This window comes from Sphingobacterium sp. JB170 (genome assembly GCF_900163865.1).
Lineage (GTDB): Bacteria > Bacteroidota > Bacteroidia > Sphingobacteriales > Sphingobacteriaceae > Sphingobacterium.
The window spans coordinates 61,999-83,419 of sequence record NZ_FUKU01000067.1; the positions used below are offsets into that span (position 1 = coordinate 61,999).

Below are 21,421 nucleotides of genomic sequence, written 5' to 3' on the forward strand. Positions count from 1 at the left end.
TATTTTAAGTAGCACGCAAACAAACAGAAATTCGGTATCTTTACAGCAATGAACTGGGAGAACGCCAAACGAGACTTTAAACGCTACCTTCAACTTGAACGTAACCTATCGCCCAATTCTATTCATGCCTATTTAAATGATGTGCATAAGCTCGAGGTATACTGCGGTTACAAGGACATCGCAATCTCACAAATAAACACCCGCATTTTGCAGCTATTCCTGATATATATGAGTGAATTTGGCATTTCAGCACATACCCAGGCGCGCCTACTATCGGGACTTAAAACATTTTTCGGTTTCCTGCAAATCGAATACGATCGCAAAGATAACCCTGCCGAGCTCATCGAGTCTCCACGATTATCGCGTAAAATTCCCGGTGTGCTCAGCCTAATTGAGATCGAAGCTCTCATCGACGCAATTGACCTTTCTACGAACGAAGGTATGCGCAACAAAGCGATCATTGAGATGCTCTACGGATCTGGCCTGCGAGTGTCGGAACTGGTAGGATTAAAAATATCAAACCTCTTTCTAGATGTAGAATTCATTAAAGTGGAAGGTAAAGGTAGTAAAGAGCGCCTCGTGCCCATCGGGCAGCAAGCCATGAAGTTTTTAAACATTTATCTCGAGCAGATACGGCCCCATATTCAGGTACAACATGGACATGAAGATTTCGTCTTTTTAAATCGCCGAGGCAAACAGCTCACGCGCGTGATGATTTTCATCATCATTAAAGATCTAGCAAGAAAATCTGGCCTGCAAAAAAGCATTAGCCCACATACTTTTCGGCATTCGTTTGCCTCTCACCTAATTGAAGGTGGAGCAGATCTGCGGGCTGTACAAGATATGCTCGGCCATGAAAGCATTACCACGACCGAAATTTACACACATGTCGATAAAGAATATTTACAATCTATTATCACTCAATTCCACCCGCGTTCTTAACGAAAACACTCCAAATAAACAACAACCATAAACCACTACAACACAAGTAACTACAACTTAAAATCCACTTGTTTAACATTAATTAATGACCTATCATAAATGCTTAGGCATAACTTTTGCATCTGCTTGAATAAATTACTATCGTATGATACAAAGAAAAATATTAGTCATGGGACTTTTCGTGTCGGGTTTACTACTTGCAAGCTGTGGAGGAAAGAAGAAATTTGCCGCTTTGCAGACCCAACATCAAGAACTGGCCTCTAAATACCAAGAAAGTCAGATGGAGCTGACAGAGGCACGTGCAACGATAACAAGCTTGGAACAGCAGCTTGAGCAAGAACGTAAAAACAACGAGTCACTTAAAGAGGCTCTCACGCGCTTGCAAGGAACGCTCGATGCAAGTATTAATTCAAGTGCGCAAGGGAATGTTAACATTTCCAAATTAGTAGACGAGATTAATGCATCGAACAAATACATCCAACATCTGGTGAACACCAAAGCAAAAAGTGATTCGCTTAATATGGTGCTAACAAACAACTTGACACGCTCGCTTAGCCGAGAAGAATTACAAGATGTGGACGTACAGGTATTAAAAGGTGTCGTTTATATTTCACTCTCGGACAATATGCTTTATAAGTCTGGTAGCTACGAGATTTCGGATCGTGCTGGGGAAACCTTAAGCAAAATCGCGAAAATCATTCAAGACTACAGAGACTATGACGTGTTGATCGAAGGTAATACCGATACTGATCCTATTACGCAGAAAAATATCCGTAACAACTGGGACTTAAGTACTCTACGTGCTTCATCAGTTGTACAGGCTTTACAAATGCAGTATGGCATCGATCCGCAACGTTTAACCGCGGGTGGACGTGGCGAATTCAATCCAATTGCCGAAAACAGCACGCCTGAGGGGAAAGCGCGCAACAGACGTACGCAGATTATCATTACACCGAAACTAGATCAGTTTATGGATCTTATTGATAAAGCGCCGGAGTCTTCAGAAGAAGCAGATAGTGGAATGACAGAAGGTACAACGCAACCGCTCGAAACAAATACAAGTTTCTAAGCTAACACGTACCGTTAAACTTAATAAGGGGCTGTCTCGCAAAAGGTAGCCCCTTATTTTATGCATTTAAAACTCCAATAATAAATGAAGAAAACTCCTGTTCGAATTATGTTATTACTACATCACCATATAATACATTCTTGTAGTTTGCCGATTTGGCTTTGTCGGATACAGCATCTGCACTATCCAACTTTATTTTCAAGGAAAAAACATATTTTTTATCCGCAAAAATCGCTTACTTCGGACGTATCAAATGAAAGACGTAAAATGCCAATAGAATAAAAATAAACAAACTAACCAAAATTAACGTCCCCTCATAATTTGGAGAAATAGTTCAGAATTGCTAAATTAAATGTTTGTGCTTCTAAAGCCATCTACTTCACTGATACCGAGTTTCGCCAGCGGTCATTGATAGGAACCTTCCGCGTGCGAGAACAAATAGATTTAATAACAAAGAAAATAATTAGAAAATGGAATTTTCACCATTCAATAAAATTGTTAAACTTTTTCTTCAAGGTATGGACATGGAAGAAAATGCAAAACCAAAACAAGCACTCCAGCTATTTTTGCAAGGATGGAACGCGGCGACAAACGACTTTAAAAAATATCTTACCGAAACAGCTTAGATCACCTATACGCTAGCACGCGCCGGTGCTTCGGAAGAAAGGAAAGTGCTATATTTAAAGACGGCTATTCGTAGGAAGTTAGTTAACTCTCTGCCTGCTTATCGCCGATAACGATTACACGAAAACACAAATAAATAACCGAAATGAAACTTTCATCAAAAGCAGAAAACATACTTAGTCAGATAACTGACAAGACGACCAAACTTGGTGAATTGCGAACAATTGCTAAGATCATCAAAAAAGACCACCTGTTGGCGTTAGAGCTTTGGTCATCCAATCAATTTTTTGCACGACAATTGGCAATCTTGATTTTGGACAAAAAACTCCTAACCGAAGAAGTGATTGATAATTTAATCAGTGACATTAACCTACACAAAGGTAATGAGAAACTTCAACTCACTGATTGGCTAATGGCAAATCAACTCACCAAAGACAAAAAGACAATTGGTTTAATGGACAGTTGGGATAACAGTCAATCTCCACTAAAAAGACGAATTTACTGGTATTATCAAGCTCGTTTGCGGTGGACCGGACAAACACCAGACAAAAGTGAAATACTGCTTTCTAAAATTGAAAATAGAATTGAAAAAGAAGAACCAGAAGTACAATGGGCAATGAATTTCACGGCAGGTTGGATTGGAGTTTATGAGAAAAAGCATCGAAATCGTTGTATCGCACTCGGAGAAAAAACCGGTTTGTACAAAGACAAAATGGTATCAAAAGGGTGTACACCAGAATATTTACCCGAATTCATCGCGATCGAAACAAATAAACGAAATTTATAAATTTGAGAACAAAACGATTGACAAGATCGGCTGCTTGTAACAACATGTATTTTAAATATCAAAAATTATGTTGACAGAAATCTATTCAAAACTTCCAATGCGTGACAAAGTCCTAACCAAAGCCATTTATCTGAACAAACTAGATTTCATAGAATTTGGAGATTATGGTGATGATTTTATAGTCCGGAAAGACAACGTATAAATTCATTTATTTGAATTTAAAGGACTTAACCAAAAAAAAACTATGGACAAGTTTATATCAGAACTGACGACATAGACGAACTTTATAAATCATTTCTGGAAAATGAAGCACGTATTCATCCAAATGGGCATTTAGAAATCAAGGCTTGGGGACAAAAGGAATTTGTATTACTTGATCCCGATAACAATTTGCTATCATTTGAGCAGAATATTTTAGAAATTGGGCGGTAATCCATCACCGAGATAGCCTCCCGTAAACTCGGGTTATCAACACTGGAAGGATTATATTCTATCTATCGTAAGCTACCCAATGACATCATATAACAATACCTGATGTCAGAACGCTCGCTGAACACACGTCGATAGTCCACCCACTTTTAGGTCTTCAACCAACGAACAATTTCTCTTTTTTCCCTAAACTCAGACGAACAAAGCTACGGCGAGACCATGTACGGATTAGTATGTACTGTTTAGTAGCATGTATTCGGTCGGTGATTTCGTACGATCACCGATTGACCTTGGTTGTAATTCGACCATTGACATTTACAAATCCAGCGACAAGCTAATTTTTCGCGCGCTTTGTATGCAATGCATTCAAGAACAAATAGCCCGAAACACCTGCTATTAGAGATCCTACTAGAATCGCTAATTTCGCTTCCTCAATATGCAATGCATCGCTAAAAGATAACAACGAAACAAAAATCGACATCGTGAAGCCAATACCACCCAGCATTCCCACACCAATGATATGATTCCAGTTCGCAAGTTCCGGTAATTTAGCAAGTCCTGACTTGACGCAGATATAACAAGTAGCTAGGATACCGAGGGTCTTACCAACAACAAGCCCAACAATGATACCCAGCCCCATATTAGAGGTGAGGCCACCAATCATCTCACTTTGAAACGTGATATTGGTGTTCACCAGTGCAAAGATTGGTACGATAATGAAGTTCACTGGTCTAGCTAAAAGATGTTCCAGCTTTTCCAGTGGCGACTCTGTCGCATCTGGCGTCGTAGGAAGTGTCATCGCTACAAGCACCCCTGCAATGGTCGCGTGAATACCCGAATGATGGATAAAATACCATATAAATAAACCGGGAAGTAGATACATCCACAATGATTTTACCCCAAAACGGTTGAATAGCAATAGTAACGCAAAAATTGCTCCCGCATAAAGAAGATAGGTTGTATGCAAATCGGTCGAATAAAAGAAGGCGATAACAAGGATCGCTAACAAATCATCGACAATTGCTAAAGCAGCGAGAAATATCTTCAGACTAGTCGGAACCCTATTTCCGAGCATACTAATTACCGCAAGGGCAAACGCGATATCAGTAGCCATTGGAATACCCCACCCATGCTGGGTCTCCAAACCAAAATTAAAACCAACGTAAATGATGGCGGGCACGACCGCACCACCCACGGCTGCGAGAATCGGCAGCGCCGCTTGACGGGGCGAGGAAAGCTCTCCTTCCACAAGTTCACGCTTAATTTCCAGACCTACTAGAAGGAAAAAGATTGCCATTAACCCGTCATTAACCCAAAGGGCTACGGAGTATTTCAAATGGATGGATTCGTTTTCAAATCCAACAACGGTTTCCAATAGATTATTAAACGGTACTGCAAGTGGCGTGTTCGCTATTATCAGCGAAATAAGAAGACATGAAAATAGAATAATACCGCCACCAGTAGATGAATTAAGAAACTCTTTAAAAGTTTTCAGATTGATCAATTGAGCCATGCTGCGAAGATATTGAAAAATGTTTATTTAGAAGGCACGAAATTGGTATAGATGTAAATAATATGAAGCCACAACGGCAAAGGATACAATGCTAAAAGAGGTTTCAGCAGTGCTGAAACCTCTTTTTAGTGTCCCCGGCGGGGGTCGAACCCACATCTTCAGAACCGGAATCTGAAATTCTATCCATTGAACTACGGAGACCTCGGCTGCAAAAATAACACTTTTTACCTTACTTCACGTGCTTATTACAAAATAATATTCGCGCGTGCCGAAGGATAAAACTGGGCGCTATTTTAACCTACTGAAAACAACTACTTAATGCCCGTGACCATCTTCTGTAAGGTGTATTTCGAATTTAAGATCAAGGTCATTGTCGCCTGTAAACTTCGTATAATCTTCATTGTTCCAGTCCTGCGCACGGATACCTTCTTTGACTCCCGGGTTCAAATGGCGCATCACATAACGCAAAGCAAACGTATCGGCATGTTCAAGCACTGTTAAGTACCCTGTCACGCCCACATTTACCGTGTTTCCGTTTGCATCAACGTCGGCATATTTGTAATCTAGCGTCCCTGTTGGGGCACCCAAAATAAACGCCTGATGCTGGTCAGCACGGGAGACAAACGTTTGCTCCGTCGGGCGTCCGGCGAAATCGGTCGCAAGTAAATGTACACGATAGCTTTCGCCGACCTCCAGATGGTAATGTTCACCTACTGGTGGCAGAAGCGTTGCGCCATCGAATACAATCTTGATTTCTTCGGCACCCTCGACATCTTCGTAATTTACCTGCCCGTCTTGATCAATAGCTTGCACCGGAGTAAATACGAGCGTCGCACCACCGACCTCTTCCTGGTCAACTTCAGCAATGGGATCATCTTTCGAGCACGAAAAATTAGTTAATATTATACTACAAGTAAATAAACCTAAAATAAACTTTTTCATATTGTTATACGTTTTTAAAATTGAAAAGAAAATTTGATATTAATGTTGCGTCCCATTTGGTGAGCAAAGTAGCGAAACCTGTCCATGTAATCTTTATAACTCGTATTTAATAAATTATTAACCGACGCTACCACGATTAAAGACCGGTGCTGCCGGGTAATAAATTGCTTGCTCGCGATTACATCGAATAAATGGTAACCTGCTGGCGGCGCTGCATAATCGGTTTCTGGCTGGTATCTCGTTTGCCGCCTAACTGCACGATGCGATAGCTTCAGGTACGAACCCACCTGTTGCTCCGTAGCGTATTGCCAACGGAGGCCATGACTTAGCCGATCAGCAGGAATATATGGTAAATAGCTGTCCAGTTCCGTGTTTTTTGCGCGAACCATTGAAGCTGATAATTCATAGCGAAATACCTCGCTTAAGTCATAGCTTGCCATAAAATCAGCCCCGTAAAAGAATGCGTCATGCTGCTGGTAGGAGAATAATGGAAAAGTACCCCGTATAGTCTGACGGACAGAGTCAGGATCGGGCTGCGCGTAGATATAGCCGCTTAGAAACTGTCCATAGACTTCTAGACTCGCTCGTAAACGATCGGACTGCCACAACAACGTGTTTAACCACTTTATCCCTTTCTCACTTTTAAGATCCTTATCACCCACTTCATATGTGGCGCTCCCGTGATGTAGCCCATCGCTGTAAAGCTCGTTCACCGACGGCGCCCGCCAGGCCAGCCCCAGATTACTTTTCCAATTGACTTTATCACTTAAATGATAAAGTATCCCTATAGATCCCGAAACATTATGAAATGTGCGTGAATCAGTTAATAAATATTGCGTAAGGTCTCCCTCCTGTAGGTTATCCCGCTGATAACGGTACCCCGCAATGTCTAAATACTTATAATCATAACGCGCCCCCACTTCTGCATGTAGCCGGCCGATATGAAACTGGTGGATTCCGAAAAGACCGAAGGAGTAACTATCGTAATTGGGGATAATTGGCGTGGTACCTGTTCCTGGCGTGTTGTTATTAACCTGCATCATCCCCTGCACGCCGAGTGTACTTTTGTCGTTTTGAACAGAAAAATCTAGACTGTGCGTGGTCAACACCATATCGGCCATCGGCAGATCATCCGACTCTACGCGGCGCATATCGTATTCCCGTCGATGATTGCGCTGCAGGCCATACTGCGCTGAAAACGATCTTCCTTTTGTTAGCCGGCGCTTCCAGCTGAATTTAGCCAAATCATGACCTACACGTTGACTAGGTGCATTGATACCATATTGGAAGTCGTACGATTCAAAAGGGCGCCCGTTGGCGATACGCGCCTGAATATCTTCTATCGTGCTGACATGTGCTCCTTGAAAAATACCCATTTCGGTGCCGAAATGGCTATAGTACAATTCTAAATCATCCCTTTCTCGCTTATACTGTAGCATACCCGCGTAGTTAAACTCCTGAACGCCGGTATTGCCTAAATAATAGTCTGCCGTTTTATAATTACCGAGTTTCTTACCACTAGCCTCCACGCGCCAGGCGAGTCCAGAGAACGCACTTACCAACCCCTCAAGTCGACCGTGCGTCGCGCCCCCACGACCGTTGGTTTGTCCTGTGAGGTCGACCCGACCACTAAGAGCCCTCTCGGTATTAATGTCTTCGGGAGAAACAACAACAACGCCACCGAGTGCGTCCGCACCATAACGAACGCCTTGTGCACCTTTAATAACCTGAAAACGGTCGGCAAGAAAAGGATCGATCTCTGGCGCGTGTTCCGCGCCCCATTGCTGACCTTCTTGGCGAATGCCATTGTTTAGAATAAGAATCCTGTTGCTGTGCATTCCGTTTATAACCGGTTTTACGATATGAGCCCCATTACTCAGCGTAGATACACCTACTATTCGACTCAAAGACTGGGCAAAGTTCTCGCCCTTACTTTCCTGTTTTTGCTGAACGGACAAACGATGGGTATTGACCGATAATGATCCCGATTTTTCGCCCATAATCTCTACATCTTTAATATGTATGGGATCATCTTGTAGAGTAACACGTAATGTGGTGTCTCCAAAGACACGGTAAGTCAAGGTGACCGAAGTATAGCCTATATATCGGAACTCCAGTGCTAGATCGCCAGTACAAACCTGGGATATCCTAAAAGCACCACGCCGATCGGAGACGATTTGTTCCCCAGCTTGTGGTGTTATAATAACCCCTTGGAGTGGATTTCCATCAGAGGAGTAAACATGTCCTTTAATCTGTAAAGTACATCCCTGTTGTCCTTTCGAGGTCATTCCATAAAAAAGAAATACCGAAAGAAACAGTATACGCCATTTTCGCATCTATACTCTGTAATAAAATAATTGTATTGTGTGTTGAATCTACGCTAATAATATCGTCGCGAAAGGAGGCGCTCGACCGTTGCGTATCCAAAGAAGGGGCCGAATAGATTGGACAACTACTGCTGTTTCACCAAGAGAATAAACAGCGTGTTCACCGGCGTGTGGCAGATAGCTGCTAAAGCAGAACTCATCGGTTAATTGATGAGCGACAAACCAGCATAATGCACATACTTCATGGTGATCGGTCGAATCTGCAGGATGCTGCGTGCATTTCTCGTCTTTCAGGTGTTGCAAATCATGCGTATATTGCAATGCGCTAGTTAGCGTCAAGCTAACTAAACTTATCATTACAAATATATACCGCAAAACCTGTCCCACCATAAAGAACCCCAAAGATAGGGTAAATGCAATATTATTGCAAATAAAAAAGACCTGCGCCGGGGAGACTCAAGTCTTAGTTTTGTTAAAATAGCTTAACACCCAACAGTATAGACCGTAATTAATTTATACTCTTGTAGAAAAACACTACAACCATTACTATAGTTGAGCCGTGCTAAGCTTTTTCGACAGTTGACTTTTTCGCCAACCAAGGTTCAAAGAAACGGCACAATGGTCAGAAAGGGCCTGCCCCTGTCCGTTTTGAAACTGCCGATTTTCAACTTTATACGAGCGTGGAGTAAATTCTATTTCTGAACTACCGCGAAAGAATATCTTATCAATACTCTCACAGGTATCTGTTAATGTCAACTTTTCGCTAGGCGTGAAATCTTCGATGACCGCCGGAGTCACGCCTTGCTTCTGCAGCACGACCCATGCATCCTGCAAACCCAATGGCTCATAGAATAACGGTAGTTCGTCCCAGTGGGCAGCATAATGGGCATTAAAATCCCCCATCACTATAACCGCCTGCTTATCGGAGTACTTCTGGATATAGCGCCCCAACTGCAGAAGATTATTGTTTCGCGCCTGCGCAGCTTGTTCATTGTCTGCGGCCGTTGCATGGATGTTGTATACGTCAACAAAGATATCCTGTGCGATTTCTAAGCGCGTATACAAAAATCCCTTGGCCGCAAAACAGTCCGCACCGTGGCAATCGGTCCAAGGCACGCGATCTGCCTTTAACACCGGGTATTTAGATAATACATTTAATCCATCGCCAAACGGAATACCAGTTTTCTCCCTTGTTCGATAGCGATGCATATTCCCTCCATTATAAAGCTCCCGGTGGTAATAAAAATCTTCCTGCACGTTTACAATATCGTATGCATTGATGCGCGTTGAGATTGCCTTCATGCTTGCCACGCGGCGACTTGGCGCGGAAGAAATTATTTCTGGAAGTCCTGCAACGTTATAAGTTAACAACGATAGCTCACCGGATGTTGCCGCTACCAGATCATAGCCGAATGTACCCTGGAAAACTGGAGTAATACTGGCCGAGTGACTCCATTTTATAGAATGCGCAAATAAGGCTACTATCCCCAGAACGGCTAATGGACCGGTCAATTTCTTCGGTTGCTTCCAGATAACTTGTGCGTGCATCAGCTTTAAATTCTTGTTACTCAAAGCTAACGCCTTAATATTACCCCTATATCAATTGTAAATTAATCTTTAGTGACGGATATATAAAATAAACATCCTACAACCTATCATACTTAACGAAACGTTAATAACCTGATTACTTGCACACAACATATTTTTTCTACTTTAGCAGAAGTAACATAAACGACAGTGTATGATAAAAGTCGCTTTTTTCGCGGAAATACTAATTGAAGACTTTGATGGCGCTTCAAGAACAATGTTTCAGATTATTAACAGAATCAACCCCGCTCATTTTAGTTATTTATTTATACATGGAAAAGGCCCCACACGCTTAAATGAACATAAAGCGGTGTGCATACCGACCTTGAATTCCGTACTTAGCAAAGAATATAGCATTAGTGTTCCCGCATTCGGCAAGGAGCAACTTAATAAGACGCTTAATAACTTTCAACCGGACGTCATTCATATCTCGACTCCTTCGTTACTCGGCTTTTTCGCATTGCGGTATGCCCAAAAGCATAACATTCCCGTAATTTCAATTTACCATACGAATTTCATATCGTACGTGCCTTACTACTTCCGAAAGTTCTCTGCACTAATAAATCCAATCCAGCGCTGGATGCGTGGAACGCTGACGAAATTCTACAATGCGTGCGACCAAGTGTATGTTCCTTCGCAAAGTATGATCCTGCAGCTAAAAAGCTTTGGGGTGGAAGACACGAAAATCAATCTTTGGCAACGTGGAATAGATCTGAACGTCTTCAACCCCAAAAAGCGAGACAAAAGCCGTATCCAACAGCGTACCGGTAACAATAAACCAAATGTACTATTTACGAGCCGTCTTGTTTGGGAAAAAAATTTAGAGACCCTAATAGCCATATATACGCGGTTGCAAAAGCAAGATATCGACCATAATTTCATCATCGCCGGTGATGGTCCTGCAAGAATCGAAATGGAGCGGCTCATGCCTGATGCTATTTTCTTGGGAAGACTCGATCATCAGGAACTAGCGACCGTATATGCCTCATCCGATGTTTTCGTATTTACATCCACCTCGGAGACGTATGGAAATGTCGTGGTTGAAGCGATGGCCTCGGGCCTACCGTGCGTAATAGCGGATGCTGGTGGAAGCGCAGACCTTATCAACCATAGGCACACCGGATATAAATGTAGCGCAAATAACGCGGAAGATTACGCAATACATATCAAACTGCTTTTAGCCGACCCCGAGTTGCACCACGTTATTCGAAGTGCTTCACTTCAGCAAGCACAGTCCTTGGACTGGCAAAAGCTCACAGAAAAGTATTTCCAAGATATCCAGCGTTTAGCGCAGCAAACGAGCAGAGATTTAATCTGGGCCGCATGCTAAACCGCCCGCTATCGCGCTGGTTAAAGTTGGTAATAATCCTGGGAATTCTCATTCCGATTTTAATATTTGTAGGATATACAGATTTCCAGCTCGTACGGATCGAACTCTCGAAAATCGGGTTTAACTTTTTTATTTTACTAGTTAGCACCTTTATCGCCTACGTACTGGGTACTTTAGGCTGGTGGGTTTGCCTTGGCAATGAACGGCATGCGATCAAAATTCGACAACTTTTCGCTATCCGACAAGTCGGCGAGACAGTAGGTCTATATAACCCGGCGAGTGTCGTTGGTGGCGACCTACTTAAAGCGAAGTTGCTATCCTCCCACGGCGTAACCAGACGAAAAGCAACCGAATCGGTCGCCGTTTCCCGTCTGAGCGCGATGATCTCCCAAGTCGTGCTCTTAATTATTTCCGCAATATGGTTATTAATACGCCAAGGCGAAAAAATAGCGACCGTCACAACCATTGCTTTAGTCATTCTGATCACCCTTCTACTTGCAGTCAGCCTCATTACAATTCGATTGCTCAATAAAAAAACGACTAGTGAAAAGCTGCAGAATCCAAATAATACAACCCTATTTCAAAATTTGCAAACACGCATTCGTAAACTACTCGGACAGTGTCAACAATTCTATCAACATCAGAACCGCGCGTTTTGGATGTCATTCGGACTCTATTTTCTTCACTGGATAGCGGGCAGCATGGAATTTTACCTCATTATGCATTTCACCGGATATGATATCACACTCATGCATGGCGTTCTTATGGATATGGGGGTAGTCATAATTAAAAGCATTGCGGGCTTCATTCCTGGTCAGATAGGAATTGAGGAACTCGCAAACCAACTTGTACTTCTGGCAGTCGGAATCGGTACAGGATCTCTGTGGATCACTGTTTCGGTTCTCCGCAGAGCACGGCAGTTATGCTGGCTCGCCCTGAGCGCACTTTTGTACCTGACGATACCAAAAAAAATAAAAACAAACGTTTCAATAAATGGAAATTCTATTTGTTAGCCATAAATACCCTCCAGCAATTGGGGGGATGGAAAACCAAAGTTATGCGCTTATCACCGGAATGGCCCAACATGCGAAGGTTCATAAGATCATTTATACTGCCAATGAAAGCCACTTCCAATTTTTCAGAAAGCTTAACAACAGGATCTTACAAATGGTCAATTTACACCCCGACATCGAAATCATTCATTTTAACGACGGTCTGATCGCAAGTGTTAGCCTGCTTCATAGCGGATACACGCATATCAAACGGGTAGTTACAGTTCACGGGCTCGACGTTGTTTTTCCGTTATGGATATACCAGCGTTTAGTTGTACCTCAGTTCAATAGCTTTGATCATATCATTGCGGTGAGCCAGGCAACCGCGCGGGCACTTAGAGAAAGAAAAATCCATCCTGAAAAGATATCAGTCATTAATAACGGTATCGATCACGGATTAAACGGTGAAACCACCGACGATCAGTGGACAAACTTCAAGAGCAAATACAGCGTTCCAAATGAAACAAAAGTTTTGCTAATGCTGGGCCGGGCAGTGAAACGAAAAGGCTTTTCCTGGTTTATATCCCAGGTGTTACCGTTATTATCGCCGAACATCTTTGTCGTCATAGCCGGCCCCTTTGCACAAAAACCAACAAAAACAGATCGTCAACTTCGCCTTCTACCTCGCTGGCTCGCTAACCTTTATATGTTATTTATGGGCTATCCCTCGGATCAGCAGGATCTGCGTACCCTACTTAGATCCCCGGGAATACGCCAACGAGCTGTACACTTAGGGAAACTACCAATCGAGGACCTAAAGATACTTTTAAGTTCAGCCAGCATATTCCTCATGCCGAACATTCCTGTAACAGGCGACATGGAAGGTTTCGGCTTGGTTTGCCTTGAAGCGAGCATCGCTGGATCAACCGTTCTCGCTTCGGATATTGAAGGAATAGCGGATGCAATTATCGATAAAAAAAATGGTCATCTAGTTCCTTCAGCCGATCCGGGCGCGTGGAAACGAAAGATCGAAGATATACTACAAGACGAGAATACGGGCTTTCACGACCGAACCCGATTCCGCAAATATACAATCGAGAATTACAGCTGGCTGAAGATGACAGCACAATATGCCTCGGTATTTGAAACACTTCTTGTTAAAAACAAATTTCCTTCGCGCAATGAGAATATCCTTGAAGCTGACCACCCATAAATAATTTCAGTTAAACATCGCTTAATGGTCGTTCTAGCGGCAGCACAGGGTGGTTCTTCGATCACCGTCCGTATTAACGGGAGTAATCTCCTTGCAAATCCTATCGTCGATTTCCAATTCCATCCGATAGTGAATCACAAGATGCTAAAATATATGTTTGTACTGCAATCAGTTATTCTATATGCTCCAAAAAAAGAGTTTTTTATTTTGCATAGTTGCACTAAATAGCTACTTTTGTAGCACAAAATGACGCGCCAATAGCTCAGCTGGATAGAGCAACGGTTTTCTAAACCGTAGGTCTCAGGTTCGAACCCTGATTGGCGTACTGAGAACCCCTTTTTTAAACAAAAAGGGGTTTTTTATGTTTAGCACAGACCATTTTAAATGTTACATTTTAAGGGGAGACTTGGTGTAATGATTTGTATAGTTAGAACATCATCCAAGTTTGCTTCACAACCGACGTTTAGACTTTTAAATATTAAATAATAAAACTTCTCAAAATCCAAGTCTTTTATTCAAAAAGCGTAGTCAGGTTGTCACCGATAAACTCCTAATCAGCCACCCTAAGCGATCAGTACAATAGGAGCTGGCGATTCACTAACATCAGATTTTCTCTTACGCAAAAGACAGAAAACAAGAATTACAACCTATTGCATTGGCAGACACACTCGAACAATAAAGCACGGGGCCATCTATAGTTGCCCGCTCGATAAATTATTCTTCGCACCCCCGGCAAGTACTCAAAAATATAAAAAAGCGAAGGGTTCACTACTCTTATATTCAAGACACTAACGAACAACAACAATCTCATTCCGAAGAAATGTAAAATAAAATTTTGAAGAAATAAGAAAATTCGTACTTTTGTCGCGGAGAGTTGGCAGAGTGGTCGAATGCGGCGGTCTTGAAAACCGTTAACTGTCACAGGTTCGGGGGTTCGAATCCCTCACTCTCCGCTGAGAGGATCTTCATCAAGAAGACCCTCTTTTTTTCGTATATAAACAATCCTTTTTCTTTCATTTTCAGATGGTTAGGCGACAATAAACCGAACATGGTAGGTGTTCGATAGATGCCGTTTTCATAGTACAGATTGCTGTCGAACACCCTGTTCACAAATTCCCTTTTTTGCAGGGTGTTCGACTTGGAATAAACATGACGCAAATCCGTTAAAAGGTTCAGATTATCTTCCAAGATGCTGAACGCCTTGCTTTGGTCGTTACTCAACCTTTCGATTGCCCCTGTGAGGTTCAGTATTTCGTTATTGTATATCGAATACCAACGGTCATAGGTATCTTTATTGATTTCGTTCTTTATCCATTTCTCCTCGACAGAAAACAGTTTTTCCTCGACTTGCTGCAATTGGGTTTTCTTTTCGATTACCTTTTTACGGTTGCCCTCCATTTCCAAATCGAGGGAGCTTTTGGTCACTGTCCTGATGTTCCTTAGCCTTACACTCGGCAGGCCCATCAGCTCACAGGCTTCCAAAAATTGATTGTGGGCTTTTATTGCACTGATATTATTGTGTTTGGAATGCCTGCACTTGTAGTAATAGAAATACTTGCCCGATTTGCCCCTTGACGGTGCACACGATAAGGGGTTTCCGCAATGGCACTTCAATACGCCACGCAATGGGATTTCGTCATCGGTGACCGTCCTTGTTTTTTCGGGGCGTTTCATTTTCTCCTGTACCATCATCCACGTAGTCTTGTCAATGATAGGTTCGTGGATGCCGTCAAACAATCCACCTGCGTAGTCCTTGTAGGTTTCCACTTTCAGCAAGCCTGCATAGGTCGGGTTTTTAAGCACCCGTTCGATAGCCATATTACCCTTTGTCGGAAAGCCTAACCGCCCCGTTCCTTTATCAGATAAAGCGGTGTATTTCTCAAATAAGCATCGTAGATGAACCGTACTATCTTGGCTTCGGTTTCCTCTACAACCAATCGTCGGTCTTTTCGTTCGTCTTCTTTTCTATACCCAAAAGGTGCGTTCTTGTAAACATATCTTCCCTCTTTAGCTTTTGCGGTATAGATACCGCCCTTGACCTTGATACTCCTGTTGATGTTATCCTCTTCGGCAAGCAACAACTGCAATCCTGAACGGAAGAAACTCCCGGGCGTTTCATAATCAAAGGTAATGCCCTCGGTCACGCTTACCACCTGTATGCTGTATTTCTGTTGCAGGAGCTTGACCATGCTCATCGCTTCCCCTGCATCACGGCTGAAACGGTCGAGTTGGTCTACTAAAAGGTAATCTACCGTCCTGTGGTGCTTGGTTATGAACTCCCCCAGCTTGATGAAGTCGGGTCGGTCGAATGTCCGTGCGCTCTTGCCCCTATCAACAAAGGTATCCACCAGTTCGACATCATTGAATTTAAGCCATTGGTCGGTATAGAGTTCTTGTCTTTCGATTGAACCGTTACTCTGTCCGAGTTGACTGAACCGCAGGTATCTTATCGCTCTTTTCATAGTATTCCCTTAACGTTGCTGACACAATAATCTCAATGATTAAATTCACAAATTTCTCCTCTTTTTCACGCTCCCTTTGCACGTTAATTTCCAAAATGGTCTTATCGATTTCGGGAGTTTCCTTGTTTCTATCACTGTTTTCCATCGCTATACTCCTTTGCGTTAATAAAAAAATGAAGCTGATTATCTGCTTCATTTTTAAAACTACCCTGAAAAGAGAGTCGACCTTCCAATGTTGTAGTCAAAGGGTTGCATTTGGCGTTCAGATGCTAAATACTCAGTTTGGGATTATTATGTTTTGGGCGCGTCCCTTTGCATTTTTGCCAACGCTTAACAGCCAACGCAAAAAATGTAAGCGGGTCGGGCTATCCGCTACAAGTCTTCGCTCCGTTGCACTTCATTGTGGGCTTTCCGCTTCTATCCCTCACGCAAACCGAAACGCAAAAACAATACAGTTGAAAAATTTTCTCAAAACCTGTCACATTATTACCTTTGAAATTGTCTAACTCTAAAATCAACAAATGAACGATTTAAACACATTGAACAAAAAACTATTTCCTTATGCTTACAACATTTTGGGAAATATTGACGATTGCCAAGACGTAATTCAAGACGTTTTAATAAAATTCAATGCAAAAGAGGTCAGTTCAATTTCTAATCCAAATGCGTATCTGATTAAATCGGTCATCAACCAAGCCATAAACCTAAAAAAGAAAAACAACAGAGAAAGGCAACATAAAATTGTGTTACCCGAACCCATCGTTACCAATCAAGGCGAAAGCAAAATTGAATTAGACGAAATACTTAACTATTCAATGTTCGTTTTACTCGATACTTTGAATACCAAAGAAAGAGCCGTTTTTTTACTCAAAGAAGCGTTTGATTACGAACACGATGAAATCGCTGAAATATTAGAAACTTCGGTAGAAAATTCTCGACAAATCCTCACAAGAGCCAAAAAGAAACTGAAATTGCGGAAACCCGAAATCGCAACTTCATCTGCAAAAGACCGAAAATATTTAGAAAAATATGTGTCCGCAATCCGTAAAGGCGATGTAAAAACGTTGGAGCAAATGCTATCTGATGAAGTGCAGGTTTTGGCAGATGCAGGAAATAAATTACAGGTCATTGCTGAACTGACTTCGGGAATTGACGACACCATTAACCTGATGACCTACGTTTATGAAAATCATCAAAAAGACCTTGAAATCAAAATCGAAGAAATCAATCATCAATCTGCATTATTGTTTTATAGAGGTACAACCTTGATAAACTGTCAGATATTTGAGCTAAACCCATACGGAAAAATCACAAGTATTTTTTCTGTCGTTGACCCCGAGAAATTGATGAAAATTTAAAAACTTCTCTACTTTCTGTCACGTTCCGAAATTTGAAATTGTCTTACAAGAAATAATTAAATTTTATAGACAATGAAAGAATTTGTATTGATTTTCAGATTAAAAGACATTTCCGATTTCAGACCAACACCTGAACAAATGCAGGAACGTATGAATTGGTTAACAGGAATTGCGTCACAAAGCAAATTGGTGGACAAAGGCAACACGCTTTTGCCATTTGCAGGAAGTGCAAAAATCGTAAAGTCCAACAAGGAAGTAACTGACGGAGTTTACACCGAAAACAAAGAATTTGTTAGCGGTTATGTTGTAGTAAAATCCGAGACCATTGATGAAGCGGTCGAAATCGCAAAAGCTAATCCGATTTTTGACCAAGTAGGCGGAAATATTGAAATAAGGGAAGTTTTGAAAAGAGATTAGCATTTAACAAAACAACAAATCAAGCCCCGAAAAAAAACGGGGCTTTTTAACATTTATTGACCACGAAAGCCGTACCGTTTGGAATGGTTCGGCTGTAGTAGATAGAAACTTGTCGGCAAATATGTTTAACGATTGGTCGAACAACGGAAATAAACCTGAATTGAAGATACAGGACAGCCCAGTTTCCAATACCAACATAATAGACAACCAACCAAAAGACCTTTTCGAGTTTATCTCGCAGGAACATTCTCACAATTTCGATATGGGATTGTTTAGCCTGCTACCCGAAGCGCAGGGAGAAGATTATGAGGAAGAACAGTTTGCTAACCGAATGAAGAAGAAAAAGAAGACGCGAAGAAGGTTATAAGAACACTTGTTTTTGTAATTTTACATAAATCCTAATTAGATATCATAAAACCGTTGTTTTAAGGCGATTGACATTGAAAAATACCGAGACCACATTTAAAGAATTCACAAAGACATATATCAGGAATTTTCCTAATAAGTTTCGGTATTTAGAAACGCCTATGCAAATCTATAACGTAGATGATTTATTTACTAAAAACATTGTTACACCGACACCGCTATTAAAAGCCAATTTCAATTTTATTGTATTTCCTACAAACGGAAATTTTGAACAGCAGGTTGGAAATGAAATAAAGAAAGTGTCGGCAAATCAGGCTTTGTTAGTAATGCAAGGCGAAGTAACATCACTATTGCGACAATCTAAAAATGTCAAAGGCTATTATATCACTTTTGATGATAAGATTTTGCAACAATTCAAAGACCAGAGTTACTTTATCAAACTGTTTACCGTTACACCTATCATTCAGCTAAACAGCAACGACAGTAAATTTTTAGAGCAGGTTTGTAAACTGATTATTCAGGAATTAGAAACACCGAAACCTGATGAACAAATTGTACTGTATCTTTTTCAATCGTTATTGCTGAAGCTCTTAAAATCATCGGAACTGAAAAAAGGATCGTCAAGGCAGTTTGATATAGCTATCTCTTTTAGGGAATTGGTGTACAAGCACTATTCAGAGCATTACAGTATAAACGATTATGCCGAACTACTTCATATTTCTTCCAACTATTTAAACCGCTGTGTTCAGAATGTTTGGAACAAATCAGCCAAACAGTTTACACAGCAGTTTATTATTCTCCAATCCCAAAATTATTTACAGGATTTTTCCGAGCCTATATCGGGTATTGCTTATCATTTGAATTTTAGCGATCCCTCTTATTTCGGCAGGTTATTTAAAAAACTGATTGGTATTTCGCCACAGGAATACAGAATGAGGTTAAGCGATATAAAAGATAATTGAGGTAAAGAAATGGAAAACGAACAAGAGCAAATAAAGGGATTTTTAAAAAGTTCGGGTATGCTGAACGAAGAAGATATTAATTACTTTTTGGAAAATGGTAAAAGGGAACAGATTTCAAAAGGCGACTATTTAATTCGGGAGGGGCAAATATGTAAAAAACTATATTTTCTTCATAACGGTGCTATCAACATTTTCATTTTAAAAGACGGAAACGAACACGTAAAAGATTTTTCGCTCAACAACAAGTTCATTACATCTTATACGAGTTTCCAAACTGAAAAACCATCTTTGATATATCTACGAGCAGAGCAAGACTGCAAACTAACATCGTGGAACAAATCCTTTTTAAATTCATTGACGAGGAATAGCATTCATTGGGCTGAATTTGCCAGGAATATGGCTGACTATCTGCTTATGCGAAAGGAAAAAAGAGAAATCAGTTTGCTGTTGGATAGTGCCGAAACTCGTTACCTCAATTTTCTAAAAGAATACCCACAGGCATTCCAAGCATTTCCGCAATATCTTATTGCAAGTTATTTAGGAATAAGACCACAATCGTTAAGCCGAATACGGAAAGTTTTAGGTACGAAATAGCCTTTATTAACCTATGTGAATGGAATAGCCCTTTTCCGTCCAGACCTTTGCAGGATAAATAGTTAAAAATCAATGCAAAGGATTATACATATTACAGCGAGGTTTAGCTTTAGTTTTGTTCTGATATTTTTTGGTCTAAATCAGTTTTTTCATTTTATGCCCAATCCGAATTATCCGACTGAAGCACAGAACTTGATTGATGCGTTTCAGCATTCGGGGTATATATTTTATACAGTGGGAACAACACAGATTGTGTTGGGGATTACGTTGCTTATCAACAAATATATCCCTTTGGGATTGCTACTTTTCGCACCAATATTGGTTAACGTTTTATTATTCCATTTATGCGTTGATATTGCAGGATTGTCAAAGGTTCTGCCGACTTTATTGTTATACACATACTTTATTTTTAGACATAAATCCCTTTTCATTTCAATTTTTAAATGCCTATCTCTATGAAAGATTTCAGCAAAAGATTTCAGTATACGTTTACCGTTATTTCGATTTTTACAATCATTATCACTTCCGTAATGGACTTGAATGAAACGCATATGACCAATCAACTATGGACACCACACGCAAGGTTTCATTGGGCTTGCCAATACTTCGCATCCATCGTTGTAAGTGTAGTTTCGCTTTATTGTCTTTATGGAAAATACAAGGATAAAGGAAGTGTGTTTTCAAAATTATTTATCGGGTTAAGTCCATTGTACTTTTGGGGAATGTTCATCCCTGCATTATTGATGCCCGATACAAGCACAGCACCAGATGGCATAATATTGCCACCAAACTTTCCTAAAATATTTACCATTATACACCCGAATTTTATTATCGCTTGTATCCTTAGTGTTATTTCGATTATAATAACGTCAAAAGAACTTAACAGACATATAAAACCAATGCACGATGTGTCCGAGTAATGGAACTGTCAATCCTTATCTGTTCGCACCAAAACAGTCAATTTTGCAGTATTAATTTTAACAAAAGGTAAGATGAAAAATACATCGGTTTACATTTCGGCAATCACATTATTAGGACTTTTTGCAGGAGGCAACATTATTATTTGGTTTATAGTCCTTCCATTTTGGCAGTCGTTACCAGCAAATGAGCTTATGCAATGGTTCAACAATTATGGTCCACGAGTAGGCATCACAATGTTACCGATGCAGATTATACCCCTTAGTCTTTCGATTTGGGTTTACAATTTAGCACTAGAAAGAAATGAAGAAAGCAAAGGCTTGTGGCTTTGGGTAAATGTTTCTAACATTATTATTCTGATTATGTTTCTGACGTATTATCTACCGGTCAATCTACAATTTGTCAATCAGACAATGAACCCAGACAATGTTCCGTCTGAATTGATGCGGTGGGAAATAATACATATCGCAAGAACTATCCTCGCTGTTTTGAGTACGGCTCTGGCAATCATTGCATACTTCAAATTGGTAAGAAACTTTATATACATCAATATAAAGCAGCCATACACTATAACTTAATTTCTCTTTAC

22 protein-coding genes, 3 tRNA genes and 1 pseudogene are annotated in these 21,421 nt (G+C 40.9%); 17 read left to right on the plus strand and 9 right to left on the minus strand.

The window, feature by feature from the left end; genetic code table 11:
• Window positions 1-48 precede the first annotated feature (48 nt).
• The 5 genes from xerD (at window position 49) to FM107_RS20065 (ending at window position 3,624) form a co-directional block, all read left to right on the plus strand.
• Window positions 49-942, plus strand: coding sequence for a site-specific tyrosine recombinase XerD (gene xerD / locus FM107_RS17165; RefSeq protein ID WP_086949716.1), 894 nt, complete (start codon window positions 49-51; stop codon window positions 940-942).
• Window positions 943-1,087: 145 nt separating this feature from the next.
• Window positions 1,088-2,011 carry an OmpA family protein gene (locus FM107_RS17170; protein WP_086949717.1) on the plus strand — a complete coding sequence of 308 codons (924 nt, stop codon included), beginning with the start codon at window positions 1,088-1,090 and terminating at the stop codon, window positions 2,009-2,011.
• A gap of 470 nt (window positions 2,012-2,481) precedes the next feature.
• Window positions 2,482-2,637 carry a hypothetical protein gene (locus FM107_RS19605; RefSeq protein WP_179204535.1) on the plus strand — a complete coding sequence of 52 codons (156 nt, stop codon included), beginning with the start codon at window positions 2,482-2,484 and terminating at the stop codon, window positions 2,635-2,637.
• 143 nt (window positions 2,638-2,780) lie between these two features.
• Window positions 2,781-3,422 carry a DNA alkylation repair protein gene (locus tag FM107_RS17175; protein ID WP_086949718.1) on the plus strand — a complete coding sequence of 214 codons (642 nt, stop codon included), beginning with the start codon at window positions 2,781-2,783 and terminating at the stop codon, window positions 3,420-3,422.
• Window positions 3,423-3,489: 67 nt separating this feature from the next.
• Window positions 3,490-3,624 carry a hypothetical protein gene (locus tag FM107_RS20065; RefSeq protein ID WP_256959611.1) on the plus strand — a complete coding sequence of 45 codons (135 nt, stop codon included), beginning with the start codon at window positions 3,490-3,492 and terminating at the stop codon, window positions 3,622-3,624.
• Window positions 3,625-4,185: 561 nt separating this feature from the next.
• Here FM107_RS20065 and nhaA read toward each other — a convergent pair.
• The 6 genes from nhaA to FM107_RS17210 all read right to left on the minus strand — a co-directional run bounded on the left by nhaA (window position 4,186) and on the right by FM107_RS17210 (window position 10,205).
• Window positions 4,186-5,364 (minus strand): Na+/H+ antiporter NhaA, encoded by a 1,179-nt coding sequence (nhaA, locus tag FM107_RS17185; protein WP_086949719.1) that lies wholly within the window; start codon window positions 5,362-5,364, stop codon window positions 4,186-4,188.
• A 129-nt stretch (window positions 5,365-5,493) separates the two neighbouring features.
• Window positions 5,494-5,565 (minus strand) — tRNA-Arg (locus FM107_RS17190).
• A 114-nt stretch (window positions 5,566-5,679) separates the two neighbouring features.
• On the minus strand, window positions 5,680-6,306 hold the full coding sequence (locus FM107_RS17195; protein ID WP_086949720.1) for a hypothetical protein: 627 nt from the start codon (window positions 6,304-6,306) through the stop codon (window positions 5,680-5,682).
• Window positions 6,307-6,320: 14 nt separating this feature from the next.
• Window positions 6,321-8,642, minus strand: a complete 2,322-nt coding sequence (locus tag FM107_RS17200) for a TonB-dependent receptor (protein WP_086949721.1) — start codon at window positions 8,640-8,642, stop codon at window positions 6,321-6,323.
• Between the two features lie 39 nt (window positions 8,643-8,681).
• Entirely contained in the window at window positions 8,682-8,990 is a 309-nt protein-coding gene (locus FM107_RS17205; protein WP_143559521.1) for a hypothetical protein, read from the minus strand.
• 189 nt (window positions 8,991-9,179) lie between these two features.
• Entirely contained in the window at window positions 9,180-10,205 is a 1,026-nt protein-coding gene (locus tag FM107_RS17210; protein ID WP_143559522.1) for an endonuclease/exonuclease/phosphatase family protein, read from the minus strand.
• 169 nt (window positions 10,206-10,374) lie between these two features.
• Between FM107_RS17210 and FM107_RS17215 the strand changes: the two genes are divergently transcribed.
• The 5 genes from FM107_RS17215 to FM107_RS17240 all read left to right on the plus strand — a co-directional run bounded on the left by FM107_RS17215 (window position 10,375) and on the right by FM107_RS17240 (window position 14,708).
• Complete coding sequence (locus FM107_RS17215; RefSeq protein WP_086949724.1) at window positions 10,375-11,550, plus strand: glycosyltransferase family 1 protein; 1,176 nt, start codon at window positions 10,375-10,377, stop codon at window positions 11,548-11,550.
• The gene (locus tag FM107_RS17220; protein WP_086949725.1) at window positions 11,544-12,563 is read left to right on the plus strand and encodes a lysylphosphatidylglycerol synthase transmembrane domain-containing protein; all 1,020 of its coding nucleotides are present in this window, start codon (window positions 11,544-11,546) and stop codon (window positions 12,561-12,563) included. Before FM107_RS17215 ends, FM107_RS17220 begins: the two co-directional genes overlap by 7 nt.
• Window positions 12,544-13,755 carry a glycosyltransferase family 4 protein gene (locus tag FM107_RS17225; protein WP_086949726.1) on the plus strand — a complete coding sequence of 404 codons (1,212 nt, stop codon included), beginning with the start codon at window positions 12,544-12,546 and terminating at the stop codon, window positions 13,753-13,755. Before FM107_RS17220 ends, FM107_RS17225 begins: the two co-directional genes overlap by 20 nt.
• Before the next feature lie 251 nt (window positions 13,756-14,006).
• Window positions 14,007-14,080 (plus strand) — tRNA-Arg (locus FM107_RS17235).
• Between the two features lie 543 nt (window positions 14,081-14,623).
• Window positions 14,624-14,708: transfer RNA gene (locus FM107_RS17240), tRNA-Ser, on the plus strand.
• Here FM107_RS17240 and FM107_RS17245 read toward each other — a convergent pair.
• The 3 genes from FM107_RS17245 to FM107_RS17255 are packed head-to-tail and all read right to left on the minus strand — an operon-like array spanning window position 14,674 to window position 16,413.
• On the minus strand, window positions 14,674-15,573 hold the full coding sequence (locus tag FM107_RS17245; protein ID WP_086949728.1) for a recombinase family protein: 900 nt from the start codon (window positions 15,571-15,573) through the stop codon (window positions 14,674-14,676). The two genes, FM107_RS17240 and FM107_RS17245, sit on opposite strands and share 35 nt — an antisense overlap.
• Window positions 15,574-15,593: 20 nt before the next feature.
• Window positions 15,594-16,217, minus strand: coding sequence for a recombinase family protein (locus tag FM107_RS17250; protein WP_086949729.1), 624 nt, complete (start codon window positions 16,215-16,217; stop codon window positions 15,594-15,596).
• The gene (locus FM107_RS17255; protein WP_218779037.1) at window positions 16,168-16,413 is read right to left on the minus strand and encodes a hypothetical protein; all 246 of its coding nucleotides are present in this window, start codon (window positions 16,411-16,413) and stop codon (window positions 16,168-16,170) included. Before FM107_RS17255 ends, FM107_RS17250 begins: the two co-directional genes overlap by 50 nt.
• A gap of 325 nt (window positions 16,414-16,738) precedes the next feature.
• Here FM107_RS17255 and FM107_RS17265 point away from each other — a divergent pair, with 325 nt between their 5' ends.
• The 7 genes and pseudogenes from FM107_RS17265 (at window position 16,739) to FM107_RS17300 (ending at window position 21,410) form a co-directional block, all read left to right on the plus strand.
• A complete protein-coding gene (locus FM107_RS17265) occupies window positions 16,739-17,575 on the plus strand; it encodes a sigma-70 family RNA polymerase sigma factor (protein WP_086949731.1) in 837 nt (278 codons plus the stop codon).
• Window positions 17,576-17,647: 72 nt separating this feature from the next.
• Window positions 17,648-17,992: a YciI family protein gene (locus FM107_RS17270; protein ID WP_086949732.1), complete on the plus strand. Its 345-nt coding sequence runs from the start codon at window positions 17,648-17,650 to the stop codon at window positions 17,990-17,992.
• A gap of 46 nt (window positions 17,993-18,038) precedes the next feature.
• Window positions 18,039-18,359 (plus strand): annotated as a pseudogene (locus FM107_RS17275) (relaxase); the annotation flags it as partial.
• A gap of 160 nt (window positions 18,360-18,519) precedes the next feature.
• Window positions 18,520-19,320, plus strand: coding sequence for an AraC family transcriptional regulator (locus tag FM107_RS17280; RefSeq protein ID WP_143559523.1), 801 nt, complete (start codon window positions 18,520-18,522; stop codon window positions 19,318-19,320).
• Window positions 19,321-19,329: 9 nt separating this feature from the next.
• On the plus strand, window positions 19,330-19,914 hold the full coding sequence (locus FM107_RS17285) for a Crp/Fnr family transcriptional regulator (RefSeq protein WP_086949734.1): 585 nt from the start codon (window positions 19,330-19,332) through the stop codon (window positions 19,912-19,914).
• Between the two features lie 455 nt (window positions 19,915-20,369).
• A complete protein-coding gene (locus FM107_RS17295; protein ID WP_086949736.1) occupies window positions 20,370-20,834 on the plus strand; it encodes a hypothetical protein in 465 nt (154 codons plus the stop codon).
• Window positions 20,835-20,906: 72 nt separating this feature from the next.
• Window positions 20,907-21,410 carry a DUF1772 domain-containing protein gene (locus FM107_RS17300; RefSeq protein ID WP_086949737.1) on the plus strand — a complete coding sequence of 168 codons (504 nt, stop codon included), beginning with the start codon at window positions 20,907-20,909 and terminating at the stop codon, window positions 21,408-21,410.
• Window positions 21,411-21,421: the final 11 nt, after the last annotated feature.